The sequence below is a fragment of the Methylobacterium sp. FW306-05-D genome (assembly GCF_058782155.1).
In genome coordinates this window covers 1-18,603 of the sequence record NZ_JBYSXL010000056.1, presented here as the reverse complement: position 1 = coordinate 18,603, position 18,603 = coordinate 1, and the positions used below count along the sequence as shown (strand labels likewise).

The 18,603-nt window shown below is 68.4% G+C and carries 17 protein-coding genes; 8 read left to right on the top strand and 9 right to left on the bottom strand.

Annotated features, from left to right (window positions below; translation table 11 throughout):
• The first annotated feature begins 46 nt into the window (after positions 1–46).
• Positions 47–2,893, top strand: coding sequence for an aminomethyl-transferring glycine dehydrogenase (gcvP, locus tag AC3WLN_RS17440; RefSeq protein ID WP_492483331.1), 2,847 nt, complete (start codon positions 47–49; stop codon positions 2,891–2,893).
• Positions 2,894–3,563: 670 nt separating this feature from the next.
• Positions 3,564–3,722, top strand: a complete 159-nt coding sequence (locus tag AC3WLN_RS17435; RefSeq protein WP_463779888.1) for a hypothetical protein — start codon at positions 3,564–3,566, stop codon at positions 3,720–3,722.
• A gap of 136 nt (positions 3,723–3,858) precedes the next feature.
• On the opposite strand, the gene AC3WLN_RS17430 is transcribed toward AC3WLN_RS17435, so the two are convergent.
• The 3 genes from AC3WLN_RS17430 to AC3WLN_RS17420 all read right to left on the bottom strand — a co-directional run bounded on the left by AC3WLN_RS17430 (position 3,859) and on the right by AC3WLN_RS17420 (position 6,989).
• The gene (locus AC3WLN_RS17430; protein WP_492483329.1) at positions 3,859–4,239 is read right to left on the bottom strand and encodes a helix-turn-helix domain-containing protein; all 381 of its coding nucleotides are present in this window, start codon (positions 4,237–4,239) and stop codon (positions 3,859–3,861) included.
• Between the two features lie 449 nt (positions 4,240–4,688).
• The gene (locus AC3WLN_RS17425) at positions 4,689–5,696 is read right to left on the bottom strand and encodes a helix-turn-helix domain-containing protein (RefSeq protein ID WP_492483327.1); all 1,008 of its coding nucleotides are present in this window, start codon (positions 5,694–5,696) and stop codon (positions 4,689–4,691) included.
• 573 nt (positions 5,697–6,269) lie between these two features.
• The gene (locus AC3WLN_RS17420; RefSeq protein WP_492483325.1) at positions 6,270–6,989 is read right to left on the bottom strand and encodes a GyrI-like domain-containing protein; all 720 of its coding nucleotides are present in this window, start codon (positions 6,987–6,989) and stop codon (positions 6,270–6,272) included.
• Positions 6,990–7,275: 286 nt separating this feature from the next.
• Here AC3WLN_RS17420 and dapF point away from each other — a divergent pair, with 286 nt between their 5' ends.
• Both dapF and mtaB read left to right on the top strand, forming a co-directional pair.
• The gene (gene dapF / locus AC3WLN_RS17415) at positions 7,276–8,172 is read left to right on the top strand and encodes a diaminopimelate epimerase (RefSeq protein ID WP_492483323.1); all 897 of its coding nucleotides are present in this window, start codon (positions 7,276–7,278) and stop codon (positions 8,170–8,172) included.
• 1 nt (position 8,173) lies between these two features.
• Positions 8,174–9,418, top strand: coding sequence for a tRNA (N(6)-L-threonylcarbamoyladenosine(37)-C(2))-methylthiotransferase MtaB (gene mtaB / locus AC3WLN_RS17410; RefSeq protein ID WP_492483321.1), 1,245 nt, complete (start codon positions 8,174–8,176; stop codon positions 9,416–9,418).
• Positions 9,419–9,448: 30 nt separating this feature from the next.
• Here the strand turns inward: mtaB and AC3WLN_RS17405 are convergent, their stop codons facing one another.
• Positions 9,449–10,162: an RluA family pseudouridine synthase gene (locus AC3WLN_RS17405; RefSeq protein ID WP_492483319.1), complete on the bottom strand. Its 714-nt coding sequence runs from the start codon at positions 10,160–10,162 to the stop codon at positions 9,449–9,451.
• 41 nt (positions 10,163–10,203) lie between these two features.
• Between AC3WLN_RS17405 and ftsY the strand changes: the two genes are divergently transcribed.
• Both ftsY and AC3WLN_RS17395 read left to right on the top strand, forming a co-directional pair.
• On the top strand, positions 10,204–11,649 hold the full coding sequence (ftsY, locus tag AC3WLN_RS17400) for a signal recognition particle-docking protein FtsY (RefSeq protein WP_492483360.1): 1,446 nt from the start codon (positions 10,204–10,206) through the stop codon (positions 11,647–11,649).
• 72 nt (positions 11,650–11,721) lie between these two features.
• Positions 11,722–12,345, top strand: coding sequence for a septation protein A (locus tag AC3WLN_RS17395; RefSeq protein ID WP_492483358.1), 624 nt, complete (start codon positions 11,722–11,724; stop codon positions 12,343–12,345).
• A 22-nt stretch (positions 12,346–12,367) separates the two neighbouring features.
• Here the strand turns inward: AC3WLN_RS17395 and AC3WLN_RS17390 are convergent, their stop codons facing one another.
• Positions 12,368–12,505 (bottom strand): hypothetical protein, encoded by a 138-nt coding sequence (locus AC3WLN_RS17390; RefSeq protein ID WP_492483317.1) that lies wholly within the window; start codon positions 12,503–12,505, stop codon positions 12,368–12,370.
• Between the two features lie 789 nt (positions 12,506–13,294).
• On the opposite strand from AC3WLN_RS17390, the gene AC3WLN_RS17385 reads away from it, so the two are divergent.
• Together AC3WLN_RS17385 and AC3WLN_RS17380 are read left to right on the top strand one after the other, a co-directional pair.
• Positions 13,295–13,654, top strand: a complete 360-nt coding sequence (locus AC3WLN_RS17385) for a DUF6894 family protein (RefSeq protein WP_492483356.1) — start codon at positions 13,295–13,297, stop codon at positions 13,652–13,654.
• A gap of 172 nt (positions 13,655–13,826) precedes the next feature.
• A complete protein-coding gene (locus AC3WLN_RS17380) occupies positions 13,827–14,543 on the top strand; it encodes a Crp/Fnr family transcriptional regulator (RefSeq protein ID WP_492483315.1) in 717 nt (238 codons plus the stop codon).
• A gap of 10 nt (positions 14,544–14,553) precedes the next feature.
• On the opposite strand, the gene AC3WLN_RS17375 is transcribed toward AC3WLN_RS17380, so the two are convergent.
• From AC3WLN_RS17375 to AC3WLN_RS17360, 4 genes are all read right to left on the bottom strand, one after another.
• The gene (locus tag AC3WLN_RS17375; RefSeq protein WP_492483313.1) at positions 14,554–15,165 is read right to left on the bottom strand and encodes a DsbE family thiol:disulfide interchange protein; all 612 of its coding nucleotides are present in this window, start codon (positions 15,163–15,165) and stop codon (positions 14,554–14,556) included.
• A complete protein-coding gene (gene ccmD / locus AC3WLN_RS17370) occupies positions 15,162–15,326 on the bottom strand; it encodes a heme exporter protein CcmD (RefSeq protein ID WP_492483311.1) in 165 nt (54 codons plus the stop codon). Before ccmD ends, AC3WLN_RS17375 begins: the two co-directional genes overlap by 4 nt.
• Before the next feature lie 63 nt (positions 15,327–15,389).
• Positions 15,390–16,187: a heme ABC transporter permease gene (locus AC3WLN_RS17365; RefSeq protein WP_492483309.1), complete on the bottom strand. Its 798-nt coding sequence runs from the start codon at positions 16,185–16,187 to the stop codon at positions 15,390–15,392.
• 95 nt (positions 16,188–16,282) lie between these two features.
• Positions 16,283–18,603: PAS domain-containing sensor histidine kinase (locus AC3WLN_RS17360; protein ID WP_492483307.1), on the bottom strand; the 2,321-nt coding region annotated here is incomplete at its 5' end.

Sequence of the window (18,603 nt, the reverse complement as noted above, 5' to 3'; positions counted from 1 at the left end):
GACGCGTCGGCGTAGTCCAGACACCTTTCCATCGCGAGGAGGCCCCATGCCCCACGACCGCTACGACCCCTACGACTTCGCCAACCGGCGCCACATCGGCCCGACGACGCAGGAAATCGAGGCGATGCTCGGCGTCGTCGGCGCCGAGAGCCTGCACGCTTTGATGGACGAGACCCTGCCGGCCGACATCCGCCAGGAGGAGCGCCTCGACTTCGGGGTCGCCATGACCGAGCGCCGGGTGATCGAGCACATGCGCGGCATCGCCGACAAGAACCGGCTCCTCGTCTCGCTGATCGGGCAGGGCTACCACGGCACCACCATGCCGCCGGTGATTCAGCGCAACATCTTCGAGAACCCGGCCTGGTACACCGCCTACTCGCCCTACCAGCCCGAGATCAGCCAGGGCCGGCTCGAGGCGCTCCTCAATTTCCAAACGCTGGTCTGCGACCTGACCGGCCTCGATATCGCCAACGCCTCGCTGCTCGACGAGGCCACCGCCGCGGCGGAGGCCATGGGCATGGCCCAGCGGATCTCCGCGAATGGGAAGACCGCCTTCTTCGTGGATTCGGAGTGCCTGCCCCAGACCATCGCGGTGCTGCGCACCCGCGCCGCGCCGCTGGGCTGGACCCTCGTGGTCGGCGATCCGGCCACCGACCTCGATCCGGCCCAGGTCTTCGGGGCGATTTTCCAGTATCCCGGCGTCTGCGGGGGCATCCGCGACCTGACCCGGCCCATCGCCGACCTGCACGCGGCCGGCGCGGTCGCGGTGGTGGCGGCCGATCCCCTGGCCCTGACGCTGCTCACCTCGCCCGGCGAGATGGGCGCCGACATCGCCATCGGCTCGATGCAGCGCTACGGCGTGCCGATGGGCTATGGCGGCCCGCACGCCGCCTACATGGCCACCCGCGACGCGCACAAGCGCACCCTGCCGGGCCGCCTCGTCGGGGTCTCGGTGGATGCCCGCGGCAACCGCGCCTACCGCCTCGCGCTGCAGACGCGCGAGCAGCACATCCGCCGCGAGAAGGCGACCTCGAACATCTGCACCGCGCAGGTGCTGCTCGCCGTCATCGCCGGGATGTACGCGGTGTTCCACGGCCCGCGCGGGCTCAAGGCCATCGCGGCCCGGGTCCATCGCGACGCCGTGCGCCTCGCCGGCGGGCTGGAGCGCTTGGGCTTCACGGTGGAGCCGGAGCACTTCTTCGACACAATCACCGTGCGGGTCGGGGCCTTCCAGGGCCTGATCCTCGGACAGGCGGTCGCCAACGGCGTCAACCTGCGGAAAGTCGGCGCGGACCGCATCGGCATCACGGTGGACGAGCGCACCCGGCCCGACATCCTGCAGGCCGTCTGGCGCGCCTTCGGGGCGGCGGACCCGGTCTATGACGAGGCCTGGCCCGAGAGCCGCCTGCCCGCCGGGCTGGTGCGGACCTCGCCCTACCTGACCCATCCGATCTTCCACATGAACCGGGCCGAGAGCGAGATGACGCGCTACATGCGCCGGCTCGCCGACCGGGACCTGGCGCTCGACCGGGCGATGATCCCGCTGGGCTCCTGCACCATGAAGCTCAACGCCACCGCCGAGATGCTCCCCGTGTCCTGGCCGGAATTCGCCGAGATCCACCCCTTCGTCCCGGCGGACCAGGCGCTGGGCTACCGGGCGCTGATCGACGACCTGTCCGAAAAACTCTGCGCCATCACCGGTTACGACGCGATCTCGATGCAGCCGAATTCCGGCGCGCAGGGGGAATATGCCGGGCTCCTCGCCATCCGCGCCTATCACCTGTCGCGGGGGGACGGGCACCGCACCGTCTGCCTGATCCCGTCCTCGGCCCACGGCACCAATCCGGCCTCGGCGCAGATGTGCGGGATGAGCGTCGTGGTGGTCGGCGCGGATGCCCACGGCAACGTCGACCTCGACGACTTCCGCAAGAAGGCGGAGCTGCATTCCGAAAAGCTCGCCGCCTGCATGATCACCTATCCGTCGACGCACGGGGTGTTCGAGGTGCAGGTCCGCGCGATCTGCGACATCGTCCACGGCCATGGCGGGCAGGTCTATCTCGACGGGGCCAACCTCAACGCCCTGGTGGGCCTGGCGCGCCCCGGCGACATCGGCGCCGACGTCAGCCACCTCAACCTGCACAAGACCTTCTGCATCCCGCATGGCGGCGGCGGCCCCGGCATGGGCCCGATCGGCGTCAAGGCGCACCTGATCCCGTTCCTGCCCTCCGACCCGCGCACGGGCGAAGAGGGTGCGGTCTCGGCCGCGCCCTACGGCTCGGCCTCGATCCTGCCGATCTCCTGGAGCTACTGCCTGCTCATGGGCGGGCGCGGCCTGACCCAGGCGACCCGCATCGCCATCCTCAACGCCAACTACATCGCGGCCCGCCTGAAGGGGGCCTTCCCGGTGCTGTATTCCGGCGCCCAGGGGAGGGTGGCGCACGAGTGCATCATCGACGTGCGGCCGTTCCAGAAGAGCGCGGGCGTCAGCGTCGACGACATCGCCAAGCGGCTGATCGATTGCGGCTTCCATCCGCCGACCATGTCCTGGCCGGTGGCCGGCACCCTGATGATCGAGCCCACCGAATCCGAGACCAAGGGCGAGATCGACCGCTTCTGCGACGCCATGCTGGCAATCCGCGAGGAGATCCGCGCCATCGAGGAGGGGCGGATGGACAAGACGAACAACCCCCTCAAGCACGCGCCGCACACGGTGCGGGACCTCGTGGGGACCTGGGAGCGTCCCTATTCCCGCGAGGCGGCGTGCTTCCCCTCCGGGAGCCTCGGGATGGACAAGTACTGGCCCCCGATTAACCGCGTCGACAATGCCTACGGCGACCGCAACCTCGTCTGCGCCTGCCCGCCGGTGGAATCCTACAGCGAGGCCGCGGAGTAACCCTCGCCCCCTGACACGCTCCCGTCCCCCGGGGCGGGAGCGCGGCCTGCGCGTTCGGGCTCGCGCGGCATGCCCCTGGCTCGCGCCGCAAGCCCCCGGGTCACGTGACAGGCCCGGGCTAGCACCAGTCGGGCAGCGTGATGGTCACCATTTTTCCGGTCAGAGGATCAAAGATCGTCACTGTCATACCAGCCTCCGCTGAAACAGCCGGACTTGTAGTCTTCGCCCTGATTGTGGCTGGAACTTGGCCTTGAGAAAATTCCACAGGCAACGATGCTGTCGGCGGCGATGGAATACATTCCAATCACCTGATCGAATACCGGGTAAGATTTTTTTCACACGCCCCGATCCGGAGTTCGGCGGGGTTCACGGGCCTGGAATCTCTGCGATACCGTCGCGGTCCGTAGGCCGACGAGCGTGATCCGGCGGCACGTCGCCGATCCGCGCGGCTTTGACGAGCGTGTCGCCGGCGCCTAGATTCAAGGCTCCGCCGGCATGGTGGTACGACGCCATGCCACGAGGACCCGTCGACGAAATGTCTGCGCGTCGACGCGGTGGAATCCCGGGATTCCGTCCTGTTCGCTCGTCGAAGAAACGACTGGCAAGAAACGACTGGCAAGACGAGAGCGCCGAGAACGGGACGAACCCGCTGAGAACTGGAGGACACGCCATGACCCTGTCTCCGTTCCGTCTTCTCGATCTGGTCCGCCTGCCCGATGGCCGCGTCGGCGCCGTCGTCGGCGTCTGGAACCTGGGCGAGGCCTTCGAGGTCGATGTCGGCAACGTTCGTGAAACCTGGTCCGCGGACGACCTGACGCAGACCGACTAGGGACCGGTGATCCCGCAGCGACCGCACCGCCCGGCCTTCGGATCGCGAAGGGACGCTCCCGGCGGACCGGGCCGTGCCGTGCTGCGACCGCGTCCTTGGCGATCCCGTCCGGGACGCGCTGGGAGAGCCGACCGCGTTACAGCGGCCGCCCCGGCTCGGGAGCGGGATGTGCCGCGTTCTCCTTCCGCAGCGGCCCGAGAGACCCGGTCCCGGCCTGCCCCCCCTTCGCCACCGCGACCGTCCCGTCGTCGAGGGAGAGGAAGCGGATTCCACCGCCCTGCAGGGTCTCCACCAAGAGACGATAGCTGCGCCGGGTGACGTCCTGAGGCAGCGTCTCGGCACGCTTGATCGTCGAGACGGAGAGCCCGCTTTCGAGGGCCAGATCCGACATCGACCAGTTGAGGAGCGCGCGCGCGGCCCGCAGGTGGTCGGCGGTCAGGATCTCCAGCTCGGCGCGGCCCTGGATCGGGGTCAGTTTCGGCCGGCCGAGCTTCTCGCAGAGGGTGGAGAAGACCACCTGCCCGAGGCGCCTCTGCAGTTCGTCGTTGAGCGTGAGATCGGCGGGAGCGGAACTGGCAGGAGCGCGGCCGGTGTCAGCGGGATCGGCCGAAGATGGCGCGCGGACCGGCGCCGGTGCAGCCGGATCAGCGGGGACGGCATCGGCGCCCCCTGGGCGCGCGACCGATTCACGCGGAGAGAGGTTTTCCAGCCAGGCAAGCGTGGGGGCAGTATACGGCATCTGATGACACGTATGGCTTGAACATTGGGTAAGCCCCTGCAGCGCAGGCCCGACAGCAAATGCAACCGGCTCTGCAACGACAGAGCGACTAAATGGCATCTGCACTTCCGGATATGGCCACGAGAACCAGCGCGGGAGAAGCGTATCTATCTTTTATCAAGTAAAATCTTCGATCTGTCAAGCATTCGCAATTTTGATATTGCCTCGCGTAATCCTGATAAGCCGTTTCAGTTTCCGTCATGCCGGCCGTGGTCGCGGCGCGTTTCGGTGGGCGTGCAGCCGTATCTGCGGCGATACCGCTGGGCGAAATCGCCCATGTGGACGAAGCCCCAGCGCCGCGCGATCGCGGCGATCGAAAGCCCTTCGCTCCCGGGGGAGACCAGGTCCGCATGGGTGCGGGCGAGGCGCTGCTCGATGATGAACTGAACGGGCGTGCGTCCCTTCTCCTGCCGGAACCGGTCCTGGAGCGAGCGGACGCTGACATCCGCCACGGCGGCGATCTCCGACAGGGTCAGGGGTTCCGACAGATGCGCTTCGATGTACTCCACCGCGGCCCGCAGGCTGCGTGAGCCGATTTTCGGGGTCCCCGGCCGGGCGGCGGCAGCGCGCTGGGGCCAGGCCGAGAGCAGCTGGTAGCTGAGGATCTCCTGGATCAGGGGGAAGATCAGGTCGTCGTGGCGGTCGACATCCTGAATCCGGAACCGGGCCCGCCGCAGCGACAGGAACAGGGCCCTCATGCCGGGGATCGACAACTCGGCGGTGGGTGCCAGCGGTGGCACGGCGGTGACCGCGTAGCCCGTGAGGGCCGCCTGCGCCGCGCGCAGATCATCGACTCCGAACGTACCGCTGACCGCGCTGAACGCATCCGAGGCCTGGACCTCGAGCAGATCCTCGAAATCGACCAGGGTGGCATGCGTCGGCAGTCCCTCGACGGTGCCGCACCGACGCCGGTAGACGACCTGCCCGCTCATCACGAATCGAACCGTGACGAGGCGGGCGTCGAATTTCGGCTGGGTGATGAAGCCGCTGGACGAGTGGGTCTCCCACAGGCTCAGGGTCTCGCTCTGGCTGCCAGTGAGCACGATGTTCGGCGCGGCCGAGCGCAGGGTGTCGAAGTTGACCGAGATGCCGCCGCGATCGTTGAAGCGCTGGAGTTGTCGCCGCGAGGTGATCGTCGCGGCGAACCGGGTCTGGGGACGCCAGAGGGCCGGGTCGCGAGGTGGATAACCCGTCATCCGGTCCGCCCGTGATCCCGCCGGTCGCCGAGCCGCCCCATGTCGATCCCATCTCAAACTGGCAAAATCAGTCCTTGCTGCGAAGCAAGGCGATAGTCTGTCCCAAGAGCGGTATTTTTTCAGAGGGATTGCCGCGGTTCAAGGCTCATCGACCGTCGGTAACTGCTGACACACAGTACAGGCCTTACCTGAAGTTGATTTTGTATGGCGCTGGTTGCAGAGCCGCCTTCAAATCCGTCCATCCCACGGTCGCCGCAAGACACGCCTTCCGCTCTGAAAGCCGGCGATTCGAGACCAGCGCGCACCTTCTCCGACGATCTCCTCCGGGCCGAGGCGGCCAGACCTGAGGCGGAAGCGGCGTCCTGGCAGCGTTCATGGACGTTTCGTTTCCGGACCCGGGAGGAAGCAGGCGCCAGGGCGGGCCCCGCCATTCCGGCGCCCGTTCGGCGCGCGATCGCGGCCAGGTTCACGCGGGACCGACGCCATCCGCCGTGACGTCCCTGCGATGGAGCGCGCGATCCGCGTCGAGGACGGGAGAGACCGCCCCGGACGCGCCGCGAGCCCGAGGACCGGCTATTTCGTCAGGGCGTAGATGTTCACGTCGAGCTTCTCGTCGGCCTTGTCGTTCAGGTCGGTGACGTATTCCTCGATGAAGCGGTCCTGCACCACGATATCCTTGGCGTCGAGATAGGCGGTCAGGGTCTCGTAGGTGCCGTCGATCTCGTCGTAGGAGCCCTTGTGCGGGAAGCGCAGGGCGCGTCCGCTCGGCGTGGCGCCGAAGCGCAGGCCGTCGGCCTCGGCGGGCTTGAAATCGGGCATCGCGGCGATCGGGATCATCGCGTCGTACTGGAACCCATCATCGTCGGTCTTGGCGAAGACCGTGATCGGCCGGCCCACGGCCTGGATGCCGGCCTTGGCGAGGTCGGCCTCGATCCGCTGGAAGGCGGCCTTCAGGCTCGGCACGGCCTCTTCCCACTTGGCCCGCCCGGCGAGGATCGCCGCGGGCTTGGCGGGCAGGGAGACCTCGTCGACGTCGTTCGCGTCGCCGGGCGTCGCCACCAGGGTCTGGCGCGGGCCGGCCGGCGGCGTGGCGGAGGGGGCCGCGCCCGCCTGGGCCGGCACCGGGATGTCGGCCGTGCCGGGGGTCTTCGGATCGGGATTGGTGGTGGTCGGCAGCGGATTGGCCGCCGCCGGCGGCGTGACCGGCTGAGCCGAGACCGGGGCCGGGGCGGCCGAGAGGGCGAGGCACCCGACGAGCAACGTGGCCAGCGACGTGAAGCTTGGGCGGATCAAGGCGGTGGCTCCGGATCGGCGCGGGACACGTCGAATCGCATGCCCCCGGGCCCGTCCGCAGAAACTAGGCGCGATCCCCGCGCCCGGCGAGGTGTCCCGGGTGTCCCGCCGCACGAAGCCGGTGGAGCGCGGCGCTTCTGCAACGCAGCCGTGCCGCCAGGTGCCCGTGCGTGCGCGTTCGCTTTGGCCTATAGCCCCCACGGGGCCCCGCGAGCCCCGGCAGGGCGGGCTCCTCCGGAGGCCCGGCCGATCGAACAGTCCGGACAAGGTACAGAGACGAGGCGGCATGAGCGAGCTTGCCCACCGACGGTTCCTGAAGATGCACGGAGCCGGCAATCGGATCGTGGTCCTGGATCTGCGCGGGACGCAGACGCAGGTCACCGCCGCGGAGGCGCGCGCCATCGCGGCCTATCCGCGCTCGGCCTTCGACCAGCTCATGGTGATCCACGACGCCCGCTCGCCGGGCACCGACGCCGCGCTGCGGATCTACAACACCGACGGGTCCGAAGCCGGGGCCTGCGGCAACGGCACGCGCTGCGTCGCCTACGCGATGCTCGACGACCCCGCCATGGCGCGGCCCGCCGAGAGCGGCCGGCTCCTCCTCGAGACCCTCGGCGGCCTCGTGGGCGTGAAGCGCGTCGCCGAGCGCTCCTTCACCGTCGACATGGGGCGGCCGAAGCTGGCCTGGAGCGAGATCCCCCTGGCCGAGCCGTTCCAGGACACCCGCCGCATCGAGCTCCAGATCGGCCCGATCGACGATCCGGTGCTGCATTCCCCCGGCGTCGTGAACATGGGCAACCCGCACGCGGTGTTCTTCGTGGAGCGCGATCCCGACACCTACGACCTCGCCCGCATCGGCCCGATGCTCGAGAACCACCCGATCTTCCCGGACCGCGCCAACATCTCGCTCGCCCAGATCCTCGGGGCCGACCGGATCAAGCTGCGGGTCTGGGAGCGCGGCGCCGGGCTGACCCTGGCCTGCGGCACCGCCGCCTGCGCCACCGTGGTGGCCGCCTCGCGCCTGCGCATGATCGGGCGCGGCGCCACCGTCAGCCTGCCGGGCGGCGACCTGGTCATCGAGTGGCGCGCCGACGACCACGTGCTGATGACCGGCCCCGTGGCGCTGGAATGGGACGGCAGCTTCCCGCCCGAGATCTTTTCCGCCGACGGCAGCGCGGCCTGAGATGGCGGTCGAGACCCTGACCTTCGGCTGCCGCCTCAACACCGTCGAGTCCGAGGTGATGCGCGGACACGCGGAGGCGGGGGCGTCTGCCGCGGACCTCGTCATCGTCAACACCTGCGCGGTGACCGCCGAGGCCGGACGCCAGGCCCGCAAGGCCATCCGCAAGCTCGGCCGCGAGCGGCCGGGCGCCGAGATCGTGGTCACCGGCTGCGGCGCCCAAGTCGAGACCGACGCCTACGCGGCGATGCCGGAGGTCGCACGCCTCGTCGGCAACGACGCGAAGGGCCGGGCCGAGACCTGGACCCGGCCGGTCTCGCCCGAAGCGCGGGCCAGCGTCGACGACATCATGGCGGTGCGCCGGGCCAGCCCGACCCGGATCGCCGGCATCGCCGGACAGACCCGCGCCTTCGTGCCCGTCCAGAACGGCTGCGACCATCGCTGCACCTTCTGCGTCATCCCGTTCGGGCGCGGAAACTCGCGTTCCGTGCCCCTGCCGGACGTGGTCGACCAGGTCGCCCGCATCGTCGAAGCCGGCGGATGCGAAGTCGTGCTCACGGGGGTCGATCTGACCGCTTATGGCCGTGACCTCGACGCGACCCCGACACTGGGATACCTGATACGGAGCATCCTGGCACAGGTCCCCGGCCTCGCCCGGCTGCGCTTGTCCTCGATCGATTCCATCGAGGCGGACCCGGCACTGATGGCGGCGATCGCCGACGAACCACGGCTGATGCCGCACTTCCACCTCTCCCTCCAGGCTGGCGACGACCTCATCCTGAAGCGGATGAAGCGGCGCCATGCTCGCGCCGACGCGATCCGATTCTGCAATACGGTCAGGGCCCTGCGCCCCGACGCCGCCTTCGGGGCCGACCTCATCGCGGGCTTTCCCACCGAGACCGAGGCACAGTTCGCCCGCTCCCTCGACCTCATCGCCGAATGCGGCCTGACGCATCTCCACGTCTTTCCGTACTCGTCCCGCCCTGGCACCCCCGCCGCCCGGATGCCGCCGGTGCCCGGAGACGTCGTCCGGGCCCGCGCCGCCCGTCTCCGGGCCGCCGGCGACGCCGCCCTGGCCACGCATCTCGCCAGCGAAGTGGGCCGCACCCGCCGGGTCCTTACCGAGCGCGGCGGTCTCGGGCGCACGGAAGCCTTCACGCCCGTCCGTCTCCCGCCGGAGACGCGCTCCGGAATCTTCGTCGACGTGGTGATCGCCGACCACGACGGCCGGTCGCTGATCGCCGCCTGAGCGCGCCTCGGCAGGCGACACGTCGTAGCGTCAGGCTGCGCCCAAGGCCGCGTTCCCGCAGGCCGCCAGCCCCGCTCGCATGTGCTCGGGTGCCGGTGCTTCGACCCGGATCGGTGCCTTCCTGGGGTAGAGAGGCAGGATGAGAGCCCGGGCGTGCAACTGAAGGCCCGGGCCTCCGCTACGCGGCGCGGTGCCGTAGATCGGATCGCCCAGGATCGGAAAGCCCATCGCGGCGCAATGGACCCGCAACTGATGGGTCCGGCCGGTGATTGGCGAGAGGGCAAGCCAAGTCAGACCGACGCCACGTCCGAGGACCGAGAAGCGGGTGAGGGCAGGGTCGCCCGCCGGGTCGGCCTTCATCCACCAGGAGCGCGGATCATCGGAGCGCCGCGCCAGCGCCAGGTCGATCTCGCCCGCCTCCTTCTCGGGGCCGCCCTCGACAAGCGCCCAGTAGGTCTTCTCCACCGTACCGCTGGCGGCGAAGAGCCTGTTCAGGCGGGCGAGGGCCTTGGCGTGTCGCCCCAAGGCAAGGCAGCCAGAAGTGTCGCGGTCGAGCCGGTGTGCCGCCTCCGGGCGGCGCGGCAGGCCGAAGCGCAGGGCATCGAGATGGTCGGTGAGGGTTTCCCCGCCCTTCGGGCCGGGATGGACGGGTAAACCCGGCGGCTTGTCGATGACGAGCACAAGGGCATCGCGGTAGAGGAGGCGCGCGCCTATGTCTGTTACGAGGGCATCGGCTGATGGCATGGCCCTGCGCTAACCATGCCGGGTCCGGGGAGCAAGCGGGAATGAGCGAAGACAAAAGGCCGGGCTGGCTGCTGCGCAAGATGTTCGGCACGAAGGAGGAGGAGCGGCCCGCTCCGGTGCCGGTGCAGCCGGCGGATCCGAAGCCGGCCCGCTCGCTCCCTCCGTCGCCCGCCCCACAGGCGCCGCCGGAGCCTGTTGCCGCACCGGTGGCGCCGCCAGTGGAATCCCCGGCTTCGTTCTCCGAGGGCCAGCCGGACTTTGCCACCGCTGCCACGGACGTCTCCCACGTGCCACCGCCGCCAGGCGAGCCGGGTCAGGGCACGCCCGACAAGAACGCCGTCCCCGACGAACTCGAAGGTGCCGACCTCCAGCCGGTGGAGGGCGCCGTGGAACGCCCGCCCGCCGGAACGGCCGGCGACGATCCGGCGCGGGGGGCCGAGGCGGCTGACACAACCAGTCAATCCTTCGCGCCCGAGCCTGTGCAGGCGGCGACCACCGACCCCGCCCCTGAGGTTTCGACCCAGATCTTCATGCCGGAGCCCGAGGGTGCGGAAGCGGCGGCGAAGCGCGGCTGGTGGAGCCGCCTCACGGGGGGGATGAAGCGCACCTCCACGGCCCTGACCGAGCGCGTCACCGGTCTTTTCACCAAGCGCAAGCTCGACGCCGACACGTTGGAGGAACTCGAGGACGCGCTGATACAGGCCGATTTCGGCATCGAGACTGCGACGCGGATCTCCGAAGCGGTCGGCAAGGGCCGCTACGAAAAGGGTATCTCCCCCGACGCGGTGCGCGAGATCCTGGCGGCTGAGGTGGAGCGTGCGCTCGCTCCCGTCGCGATCCCGTTTCGCATCGATACCTCGAAGAAACCCTTCGTGATCCTGATGATCGGCGTCAACGGAGCCGGTAAGACCACCACCATCGGCAAGCTCGCGCTGAAACTGAAGGCGGAGGGGCATTCCTTGATGCTCGCAGCCGGCGACACGTTCCGGGCGGCGGCGATCGAGCAGTTGAAGGTCTGGGGGCAGCGCACGCAGACCCCGGTGATCGCCCGAGCGCAGGGCGCGGACGCAGCGGGCCTCGCCTTCGATGCCTACGAGGCCGCGAAAACCCAGGGCACCGACGTGCTTCTCATCGACACCGCCGGCCGGCTCCAGAACAAGGCCGGCCTGATGGCGGAGTTGGAGAAGATCCTGCGGGTGATCCGAAAGATCGACCCGCAGGCCCCCCATGCCGTGCTCCTCGTTCTGGACGCCACGGTAGGCCAGAATGCGCTGAGCCAAGTCGAACTGTTCTCCAAGGCGGCCAACGTCACTGGCCTCGTCATGACCAAGCTCGACGGCACGGCGCGCGGCGGCATCTTGGTTGCGCTGGCTGCCAAGTTCGGCCTGCCGGTGCACTTCATTGGCGTCGGCGAGGGCGTGGAGGATCTGGAACCCTTCGCGGCTCGCGACTTCGCCCGCGCCATCGCCGGATTGGACGCCGGCTGAGGCCGACGCTCGCCCCCCCTGACACGCCGTGTCGCGGCGGGCCGTCGCCTGGAACCCACTATGTTGGACCTCATGCAGATCGAAGCCATCCCCCCGCACCGCCACCTTCCGCCGATCCTGAAGCTCGCCCTTGAGCTCGGGCCGCTCATGGTCTTCTTCTTCGGGAACGCCTACGCCGAGCGGCTCGGCGTCCATCCCGACCAGAAGCTGTTCGTGGCCACCGGCGTCTTCATCGTCGCCACCGTGGTGGCGCTGGGCATCCACTACGCACTGATGCGGCGCCTTCCGATCATGCCGCTGGTATCGGGCGTGGTGGTCATCGTCTTCGGGGGCCTCACCCTGGCCCTTCAGGACAAGACCTTCATCATGATGAAGCCAACCATCGTGAACACGCTCTTCGGCCTCGTGCTGCTGGGCGGCCTCGCCTTCGGTAAATCGCTGCTGTCGGTCGTACTGGATTCGATGTTCACCCTCACCGAGGAAGGCTGGCGCAAGCTCACCTTCCGCTGGGGGGTGTTCTTCCTCGTCCTGGCGGCGATCAACGAGGTGGTATGGCGCACCCAGACGGAGGATTTCTGGGTCAGCTTCAAGGTCTTCGGCATCATGCCGCTCACGATCGCCTTCGCGCTCGCCCAGACGCCGCTCCTGATGCGTCACGAGCGGAAGGTACCGGATGCGAAAACAGGTCCGACCTGAGGACAAGGTCGAAAAGCGCGCCTCAGGCGTCGCGGAGAATGCGGGCGGACTCCGCCTCGGTAACGCCATAGGACGCTCCCGCGATCGGCATCGGCACTGTGCGATCGTGGATCCCGATTCCGCCGCGGCCCGTCTTCAGGCCGCCGCCGAGATCGAGCACCCGCGACTCTATCATACCACCGGCGCGACGCACGCCGCGTAGCAGGGCCAGCAACGCGTGCGTCAGCGGCAGGTCCTCGCGGTCAGCGCGGACCGGACTGCGTTCGCGTCGATCCGCAATGTTCCGAAGGGTCCTGGGTCGAGAGTGGTATGCGGCGAGACGCCGACCCCATTCAGCAGGGCGTCGCCGACGATCCCCTCCGGCCCGACGATCCCGGTCCCGCCTTGGGCTACGACCAGCCTATCAGCGACGATGAATTCATGCCCGGCTCAGGAAAATGCGCAGCCGCTATGGTTCGCCCGGGCTTTCGAGAAGTCCACCCTGATCGAGGAAGCATCGCATCAGGGACGGTCTGAGGCGCTCGAACTCATGAGGCGGCAACCCTCGAAGGATGCGATCACAACTCTCTGTTTGTATGATATTTGAAAAAGCAACTCCAGCAATTGCTAGGCGGCAGCGCGAACGCAGTGTTACCTGCAGCCCAGATCATCCTTTGGCGCTACGGCGGACATGCCCCGGCGCTTCGTTCCCGGAAGAAATTATCGGCCCGTACCTCCGTTGGACATTCAGTAAACGGTGAATTTATCGAGCCATACAGTCATTCTAATGCTCTTATTTCTATATATTTCTTGTCCAGATAAGGCGCTGTTAGCAATAGATACATACGATCGTACCGCCTGATCCCGCTGCGGATCGCATTTCCGGGCATCTGTTTCGAATTAGAGATCCAAGCTCGGCCCGCGCATCAAGGTGCGGTGCCGTACCGTGGGTTTCGCATTGGCCGAGTTGATGGCGTCAGGACTTGAGACGGCGGCTCAAGAGGTCGACACTCGGCTTCGAGAACACGCACCTCGCGGCGCCGTTCGACCCTCGTGTGGTGTGAGGATACTCGGGTCATCACCGGACGGAACCACCATGCCTCGGTACTTCCTGAATATCCGGGATCGAGACACTTTGATCCTCGATCCCGAAGGGGATGACCTTCAGGACTTGCAGGACGCACGCGACCTGGTCGAGCAGACCGTCCGGGATATTCGCCAGCGTCCCGAAAGCTACGGCGATACGGATCTTTGGGAGCGAAGAAGCTTCGAAGTCACCGACCAATCCGGCCAGATTCGCCTCACAATCGCGTTCTCGACCGTGCGATAACGTACAGAGAGCTGCCGGACCCAGACAAAGTTCATCATCGCAAATTGTACGACATAGTACAGACGAGCCCCGGTGCGGTTCCTTAGGGGCACGATCCGGCTATGAGAGACGTCTGTCCCCCTGTACGAGCAGCAAGACGTTCAAAGGCTGCTCTATCGAGCCGCTACGTTTCATGCCGGTGCCGTCACAGCGATACGTTCGAAATCACCTCCTCAGCATCCTCAGCCCTGATGACTATGAGGCGGTCCAAGCTGTTGCGGAAGGGGTGGCAATCGGGCGCCGGGACATCCTGATCGCTCCGAACAAACCCATCACGCACGTCTATTTCCTAGAGTCGGGAATTGCCTCCGAGGTCGCCGCCACGCCGGAGGGACGTCGCATCGAGGTCTGCATCACGGGGCCGGAGGGTATGGTCGGGGTCCCGCTTCTGCTCGACGTCGACCAAACACCCCACGAGACCTTCGTGCAGATCGAAGGGGAAACCGTGCGAATCAAAGCTGCGGCCTTCCGTGGCCTCATTGAAGAGCGTCGGAACCTCCGGCGGACCTTCGCGCACTACGCCTATGTGGCCCATCTCCAGACCGCCGGCACCGCTCTCTCCAATGGCAGTCATACCTTGGAGGAGCGCCTCGCCCGCTGGCTGCTGATGTGCCACGATCGGGTCGACGGGGACGAGTTCCCGGTCACGCACGAATTCCTCTCGACGATGCTCGGTGTGCGCCGCCCCGGCGTGACCACAGCGATCCATAGCCTTGAGGGGGCGGGCATGATCAAGGCCCGCCGTTCCTATGTGCAGGTGGTCGACCGGACCAAGCTGAAGGCCGCAGCGGGCGACAGCTACGGCGTACCCGAAATCGAATATCGCCGACTGATCCAGTCCGGGCGCTGAAACCCTCAGATCAGCGAGATGCGGCAGCGGGCGCTCCAAGGGAGCGAATCTTGTCGAGAACGCCCGGATAGCTTTCGGGCGTGAGAATCCCCACCAGCTTGTAGCGGATGGTGCCGTCCGGCCCGATGATGAACGTTTCGGGGACGCCGTAGACACCGAAATCGATCCCGGTGCGTCCCTCGGTATCCATGCCGACGGCCTGAAACGGCACCCCGTTCCGGATCAAGAAGCGGCGCCCGTTCTCGGGCGTGTCCTTGTAGTCGATGCCGACGAGTCGGACGCCTGGCTCGCGCGCCAGACGCATGAGTTGCGGGTGCTCGATCTGGCAGGGTACGCACCATGAAGCCCAGAAGTTGACCACCGTGACTTTACCCACGAGGTCGGCGCGCGACAGGCCGGGAACAGGCGATCCATCGGCGGTCAGGCCCGGCAGGCCCGGGAGTGTGAAAGCCGGCGTCGGCTTACCGATCAACGCCGAGGGGATGGCAGCCGGATCGGCACCCGAGCGCAAGCGCAGGAAGAAGATGCCGGCAAGCACCGCGAACGTGACGAGCGGCAGGATCACCAGGAGCGAGCGCCGGGCCGGCTGCGGAGCCTGGGCTGCGGGCTCGGGCGCTGTCACGACCGCACTCCCGCACCATCCCCCACGTCAACCTGCAAGCGCTCCAGCGACCGCTTCTGAGATCGATGATCGCGCAAGCCGTGGACGATCAACCCACCGATCACCAGTGCGGTGAAAGCGTAAGCGCCCAGGATGTAGCCGGCATGTTGGCCGAGATTCATGATCGGGACTTCAACCACGGGGTTCCAGGATGCCCGGATCACGGGCGTCGGCCGATGGGAGACTCACAGCCCCTCGACCACGCGGCCGATCGACGGTTGACCCATCGAGACGCTGCGACCCGGGGTCGGTCCGACATCGAGGCGTTCTGCCTCGCGCAGGGTCAGAGCGCGGACGCGGCGGCGCAGGATCTCGGTGCGCATGGCGTAGAGGTGCAGGGTGATGCCCAGGAGAGTGAAAGCCAGGATCATCTCGAGCAGCGGGTAGAGCATGCTCGGATCGATGGACGAGCCCCCCATGCGCATGATCGAGGCAGGCTGATGCAGGGTCGACCACCAGTTCACGGAGAACTTGATGATCGGCAGGTTCACCGCGCCGACCAGCGTCAGGATGGCGATGGCGCGCGCGGCCCGGTTCGGATCCTCGATCGTCCGCCACAGGGCGATGATTCCGCAATAGATCAGGAACAGCACGAGCATCGAGGTCAGGCGCGCGTCCCAGACCCAATAGGTGCCCCACATCGGCTTGCCCCAGAGCGATCCGGTGACGAGGCAGATGAGGGTGAAGGCCGCCCCGATCGGTGCAGCCGCGCGCTGGGCGACGTCCGCAAGGGGGTGGCGCCAGACCAGGGTTCCGATGGCGGAGACCGCCATGGCGCCGTAGAAGAACACGCCGAGCCAGGCCGCCGGTACGTGGATGTACATGATCCGCACCGTCTCGCCCTGCTGATAGTCCGGGGGCACGACGAACCAGGTCAAATAGAGGCCGACCACGAGAAGCAGGCCCGACAACCCGGCGAGCCAGGGCATCACGGGCTGGGTCCAGCGCAGGAAGTGACCGGGATGGGCGAGACGTGTCCACATGGTCTCGCCCTCTAGCCCAGGGTGCGGTGCAGCAGCAATGCGTGGGTTACGCGCAGGAGGTGCAAACCCGGTCCCCTTCTCCCGGTCGCGGCCCCTCACTCATTGGCCTGGAAGCCGTCGAGCGGTGCCTCCACGCGGCAGACGAGGCCGGTCGGACGATAATCCAGGCTGATCGTGCCGCCGACGGCGCCGACGAGACCGCGCTCGATCAGCCGCGAGCCGAATCCCTTGTGCATCGGCGGCGTGACCAAGGGGCCATTCGTCTCCGACCAGGTCAACCGTACGGTCGCGCCGCCCGCATTCCCCGCGTCGTCGAGGCTCCAGCACAGCGAGACCCGGCCTTCGGGGACCGAGAGCGCGCCGTACTTGGCGGCATTGGTCGCGAGTTCGTGCAGCATCAGCGCGAGGGCAAGGGCCGCCTTCGATCCGAGGAGGACCGGCGGGCCCGCGATCCGGAAGCGTCCGGGCTGCCGATCGTCGTGGATCGAGAGGGCGCTACGCATCACCGCTTCCATCTCGGCGCTCTCGTGCACGCCGGCCAGCAGAATGTCGTGCGCCTTGCCCAGCGCGATCAGGCGGGCGGCGAGGGCCTCCTTGGCCGCCTCGACGTCGGTGACGCTGCGCAGGGTCTGTGAGGCGATGGCCTGGACCATGGCGAGGGTGTTCTTGAGGCGGTGGCTGAGCTCCCGGTTGAGGGTGCGCTGCTGCTCGTCCGCCTCGACCCGGGTCAGGCCGCCCCAGGCGCGCTCGGCCACCTCACGGGCGAAGGCGATCTCGCCGGCACTCCAGTCGCGCGGATGGCGGTCGAGGACGTAGAGGATGCCGACCAGCCGTCCGCGGCGCAGGACCGGCACCTTGATGACCGCCCGCATCCCGAGCCGGGCATAGCCCTCGGGATCGTCGACGCGCTCGGGCGTCGCGGCGATGTCGGCGACGCTGATGACGTCGCCGCGTCCCAGTCGATCGACGCTCGCGTCGAGCGTCGAGCGGGACGCGGTCGGCAGGCCGAGAGCGACGTTCGGGTCCGCGCCGCCCTCGGCGATCCAGTCGGGATTGAGCGACGCGATCTGGCCGCCGGGATCGACCTGGGCGTAGCCGGCGCGGGCGACCATGAGGGTCCGGCCCAGGCTCTCGGCCGTGGCCGCCACGACATCGGCATGGGTATGCAGGTCGCGCAGGCGGTCGCCGAGGGCGATCAGCGCCTCACGACGGGCATCGGCCCGCTTTTCCTCGGTGATGTCCTCGATCATCGCCGTGGCGTGGACGTCGCCGCCGAGGCGCTGTGAGACGAGGTTGACCCGGGCCCAGATGATGCGCCCGTCCATGCGGCAGTAGCGCTTCTCCAGGCGGAGTTGCAGCGTTTCCCCGTTGGCGAGGCGCTCGTGCAGGGTCGCCCGGGCGTCGTCATCCTCGGGCGGGGTCCAGCGCGCGAGGGAATGCCCCAGGATCTCCGCTTCCGGCGCACCCCAGATCTCGCAGAGCTTGGCGTTGACTGCGAAGGCGCGGACGGTGCGCGGATCGAACTGGACGATGCCGATATTCGCGCCCTGGAACACCGCCCGGAACTGGGCGCCGACGCGGTTGCGCTCGGTGAGGTCGAGCATCGCGGCGATCATGCGGCGGGCTGTTCCGCCTGCGTCGCGGATCAGGTGGCCGCGGTCGAGGATGTCGGCGTAGCGGCCGTCGGCCCGGCGGAAGCGGTATTCGTGGGTCCAGGTCTCGCCATTGCCGGCGAGGGCGGAGCGCAGGCTGGCCTCGACGCCGGGCCGGTCGTCGGGATGGATCCGGGCGAGCCACCAGGCGCTGGTGGGCGCGACCGCGTCCGGCGCCCAGCCATGGGCGGCGGCGAGGGCGGTGTTCCACAGGACGGTGCCGGTGGCGAGGTCCCAGTCGCGCAAGGCGTCGTGGCCGGCGCGGAGGGCGACCTCGGCCGTCCTGGCCTCGCCGACGTCCTGCATCGTGCCGACGAGGCGGGCGTGGTCGACCACGCGTCGCGCGCGCGCCCGTATCCAGCGGGGTCGCGTCGAGGTCGCGCCCCGGAACGTGCAGTCCAGCGTCCCCGGCCCGGCCGGATCGAGGGCGGCGGCGACCGCCGCATCCACGACGGCGCGATCCTCCGGATGGACCGCCGGCAGGAATCCGTCCGCGTAGGCGACGGGTCCGGCGGCCGGGAGGTCGAGCAGGGTCCGGAGGCGGGCGTCGCAGCGGAGGGTCCGGGCGGCGGGGTCGTAGGCGAAGAGGCCGAGGCCGGCCCAGTCCGCGGTCAGGTCCAGGAGCAGGGCCGCGTCGGCGGGATCGACGGCGACCTCGATGGCGGCCGTGCCGCTCCCGGCGGCCGGGGGCGGCCCGTCGGGGAGCCGGCCGGCCTGCGGGGGCTGGCCCGGCTGCGGGACCTGACCGGCCTGCTTGTCTGCAG

Bases quoted from the DNA above. Each gene is read 5' to 3' on its own strand.
- gcvP (WP_492483331.1), top strand. From the start codon at position 47: ATGCCCCACGACCGCTACGACCCCTACGACTTCGCCAACCGGCGCCAC.
- AC3WLN_RS17435 (WP_463779888.1), top strand. From the start codon at position 3,564: ATGACCCTGTCTCCGTTCCGTCTTCTCGATCTGGTCCGCCTGCCCGAT.
- AC3WLN_RS17425 (WP_492483327.1), bottom strand. From the start codon at position 5,696: ATGACGGGTTATCCACCTCGCGACCCGGCCCTCTGGCGTCCCCAGACC.
- dapF (WP_492483323.1), top strand. From the start codon at position 7,276: ATGAGCGAGCTTGCCCACCGACGGTTCCTGAAGATGCACGGAGCCGGC.
- mtaB (WP_492483321.1), top strand. From the start codon at position 8,174: ATGGCGGTCGAGACCCTGACCTTCGGCTGCCGCCTCAACACCGTCGAG.
- AC3WLN_RS17405 (WP_492483319.1), bottom strand. From the start codon at position 10,162: ATGCCATCAGCCGATGCCCTCGTAACAGACATAGGCGCGCGCCTCCTC.
- ftsY (WP_492483360.1), top strand. From the start codon at position 10,204: ATGAGCGAAGACAAAAGGCCGGGCTGGCTGCTGCGCAAGATGTTCGGC.
- AC3WLN_RS17395 (WP_492483358.1), top strand. From the start codon at position 11,722: ATGCAGATCGAAGCCATCCCCCCGCACCGCCACCTTCCGCCGATCCTG.
- AC3WLN_RS17385 (WP_492483356.1), top strand. From the start codon at position 13,295: ATGGCGTCAGGACTTGAGACGGCGGCTCAAGAGGTCGACACTCGGCTT.
- AC3WLN_RS17380 (WP_492483315.1), top strand. From the start codon at position 13,827: ATGCCGGTGCCGTCACAGCGATACGTTCGAAATCACCTCCTCAGCATC.
- ccmD (WP_492483311.1), bottom strand. From the start codon at position 15,326: ATGAATCTCGGCCAACATGCCGGCTACATCCTGGGCGCTTACGCTTTC.
- AC3WLN_RS17365 (WP_492483309.1), bottom strand. From the start codon at position 16,187: ATGTGGACACGTCTCGCCCATCCCGGTCACTTCCTGCGCTGGACCCAG.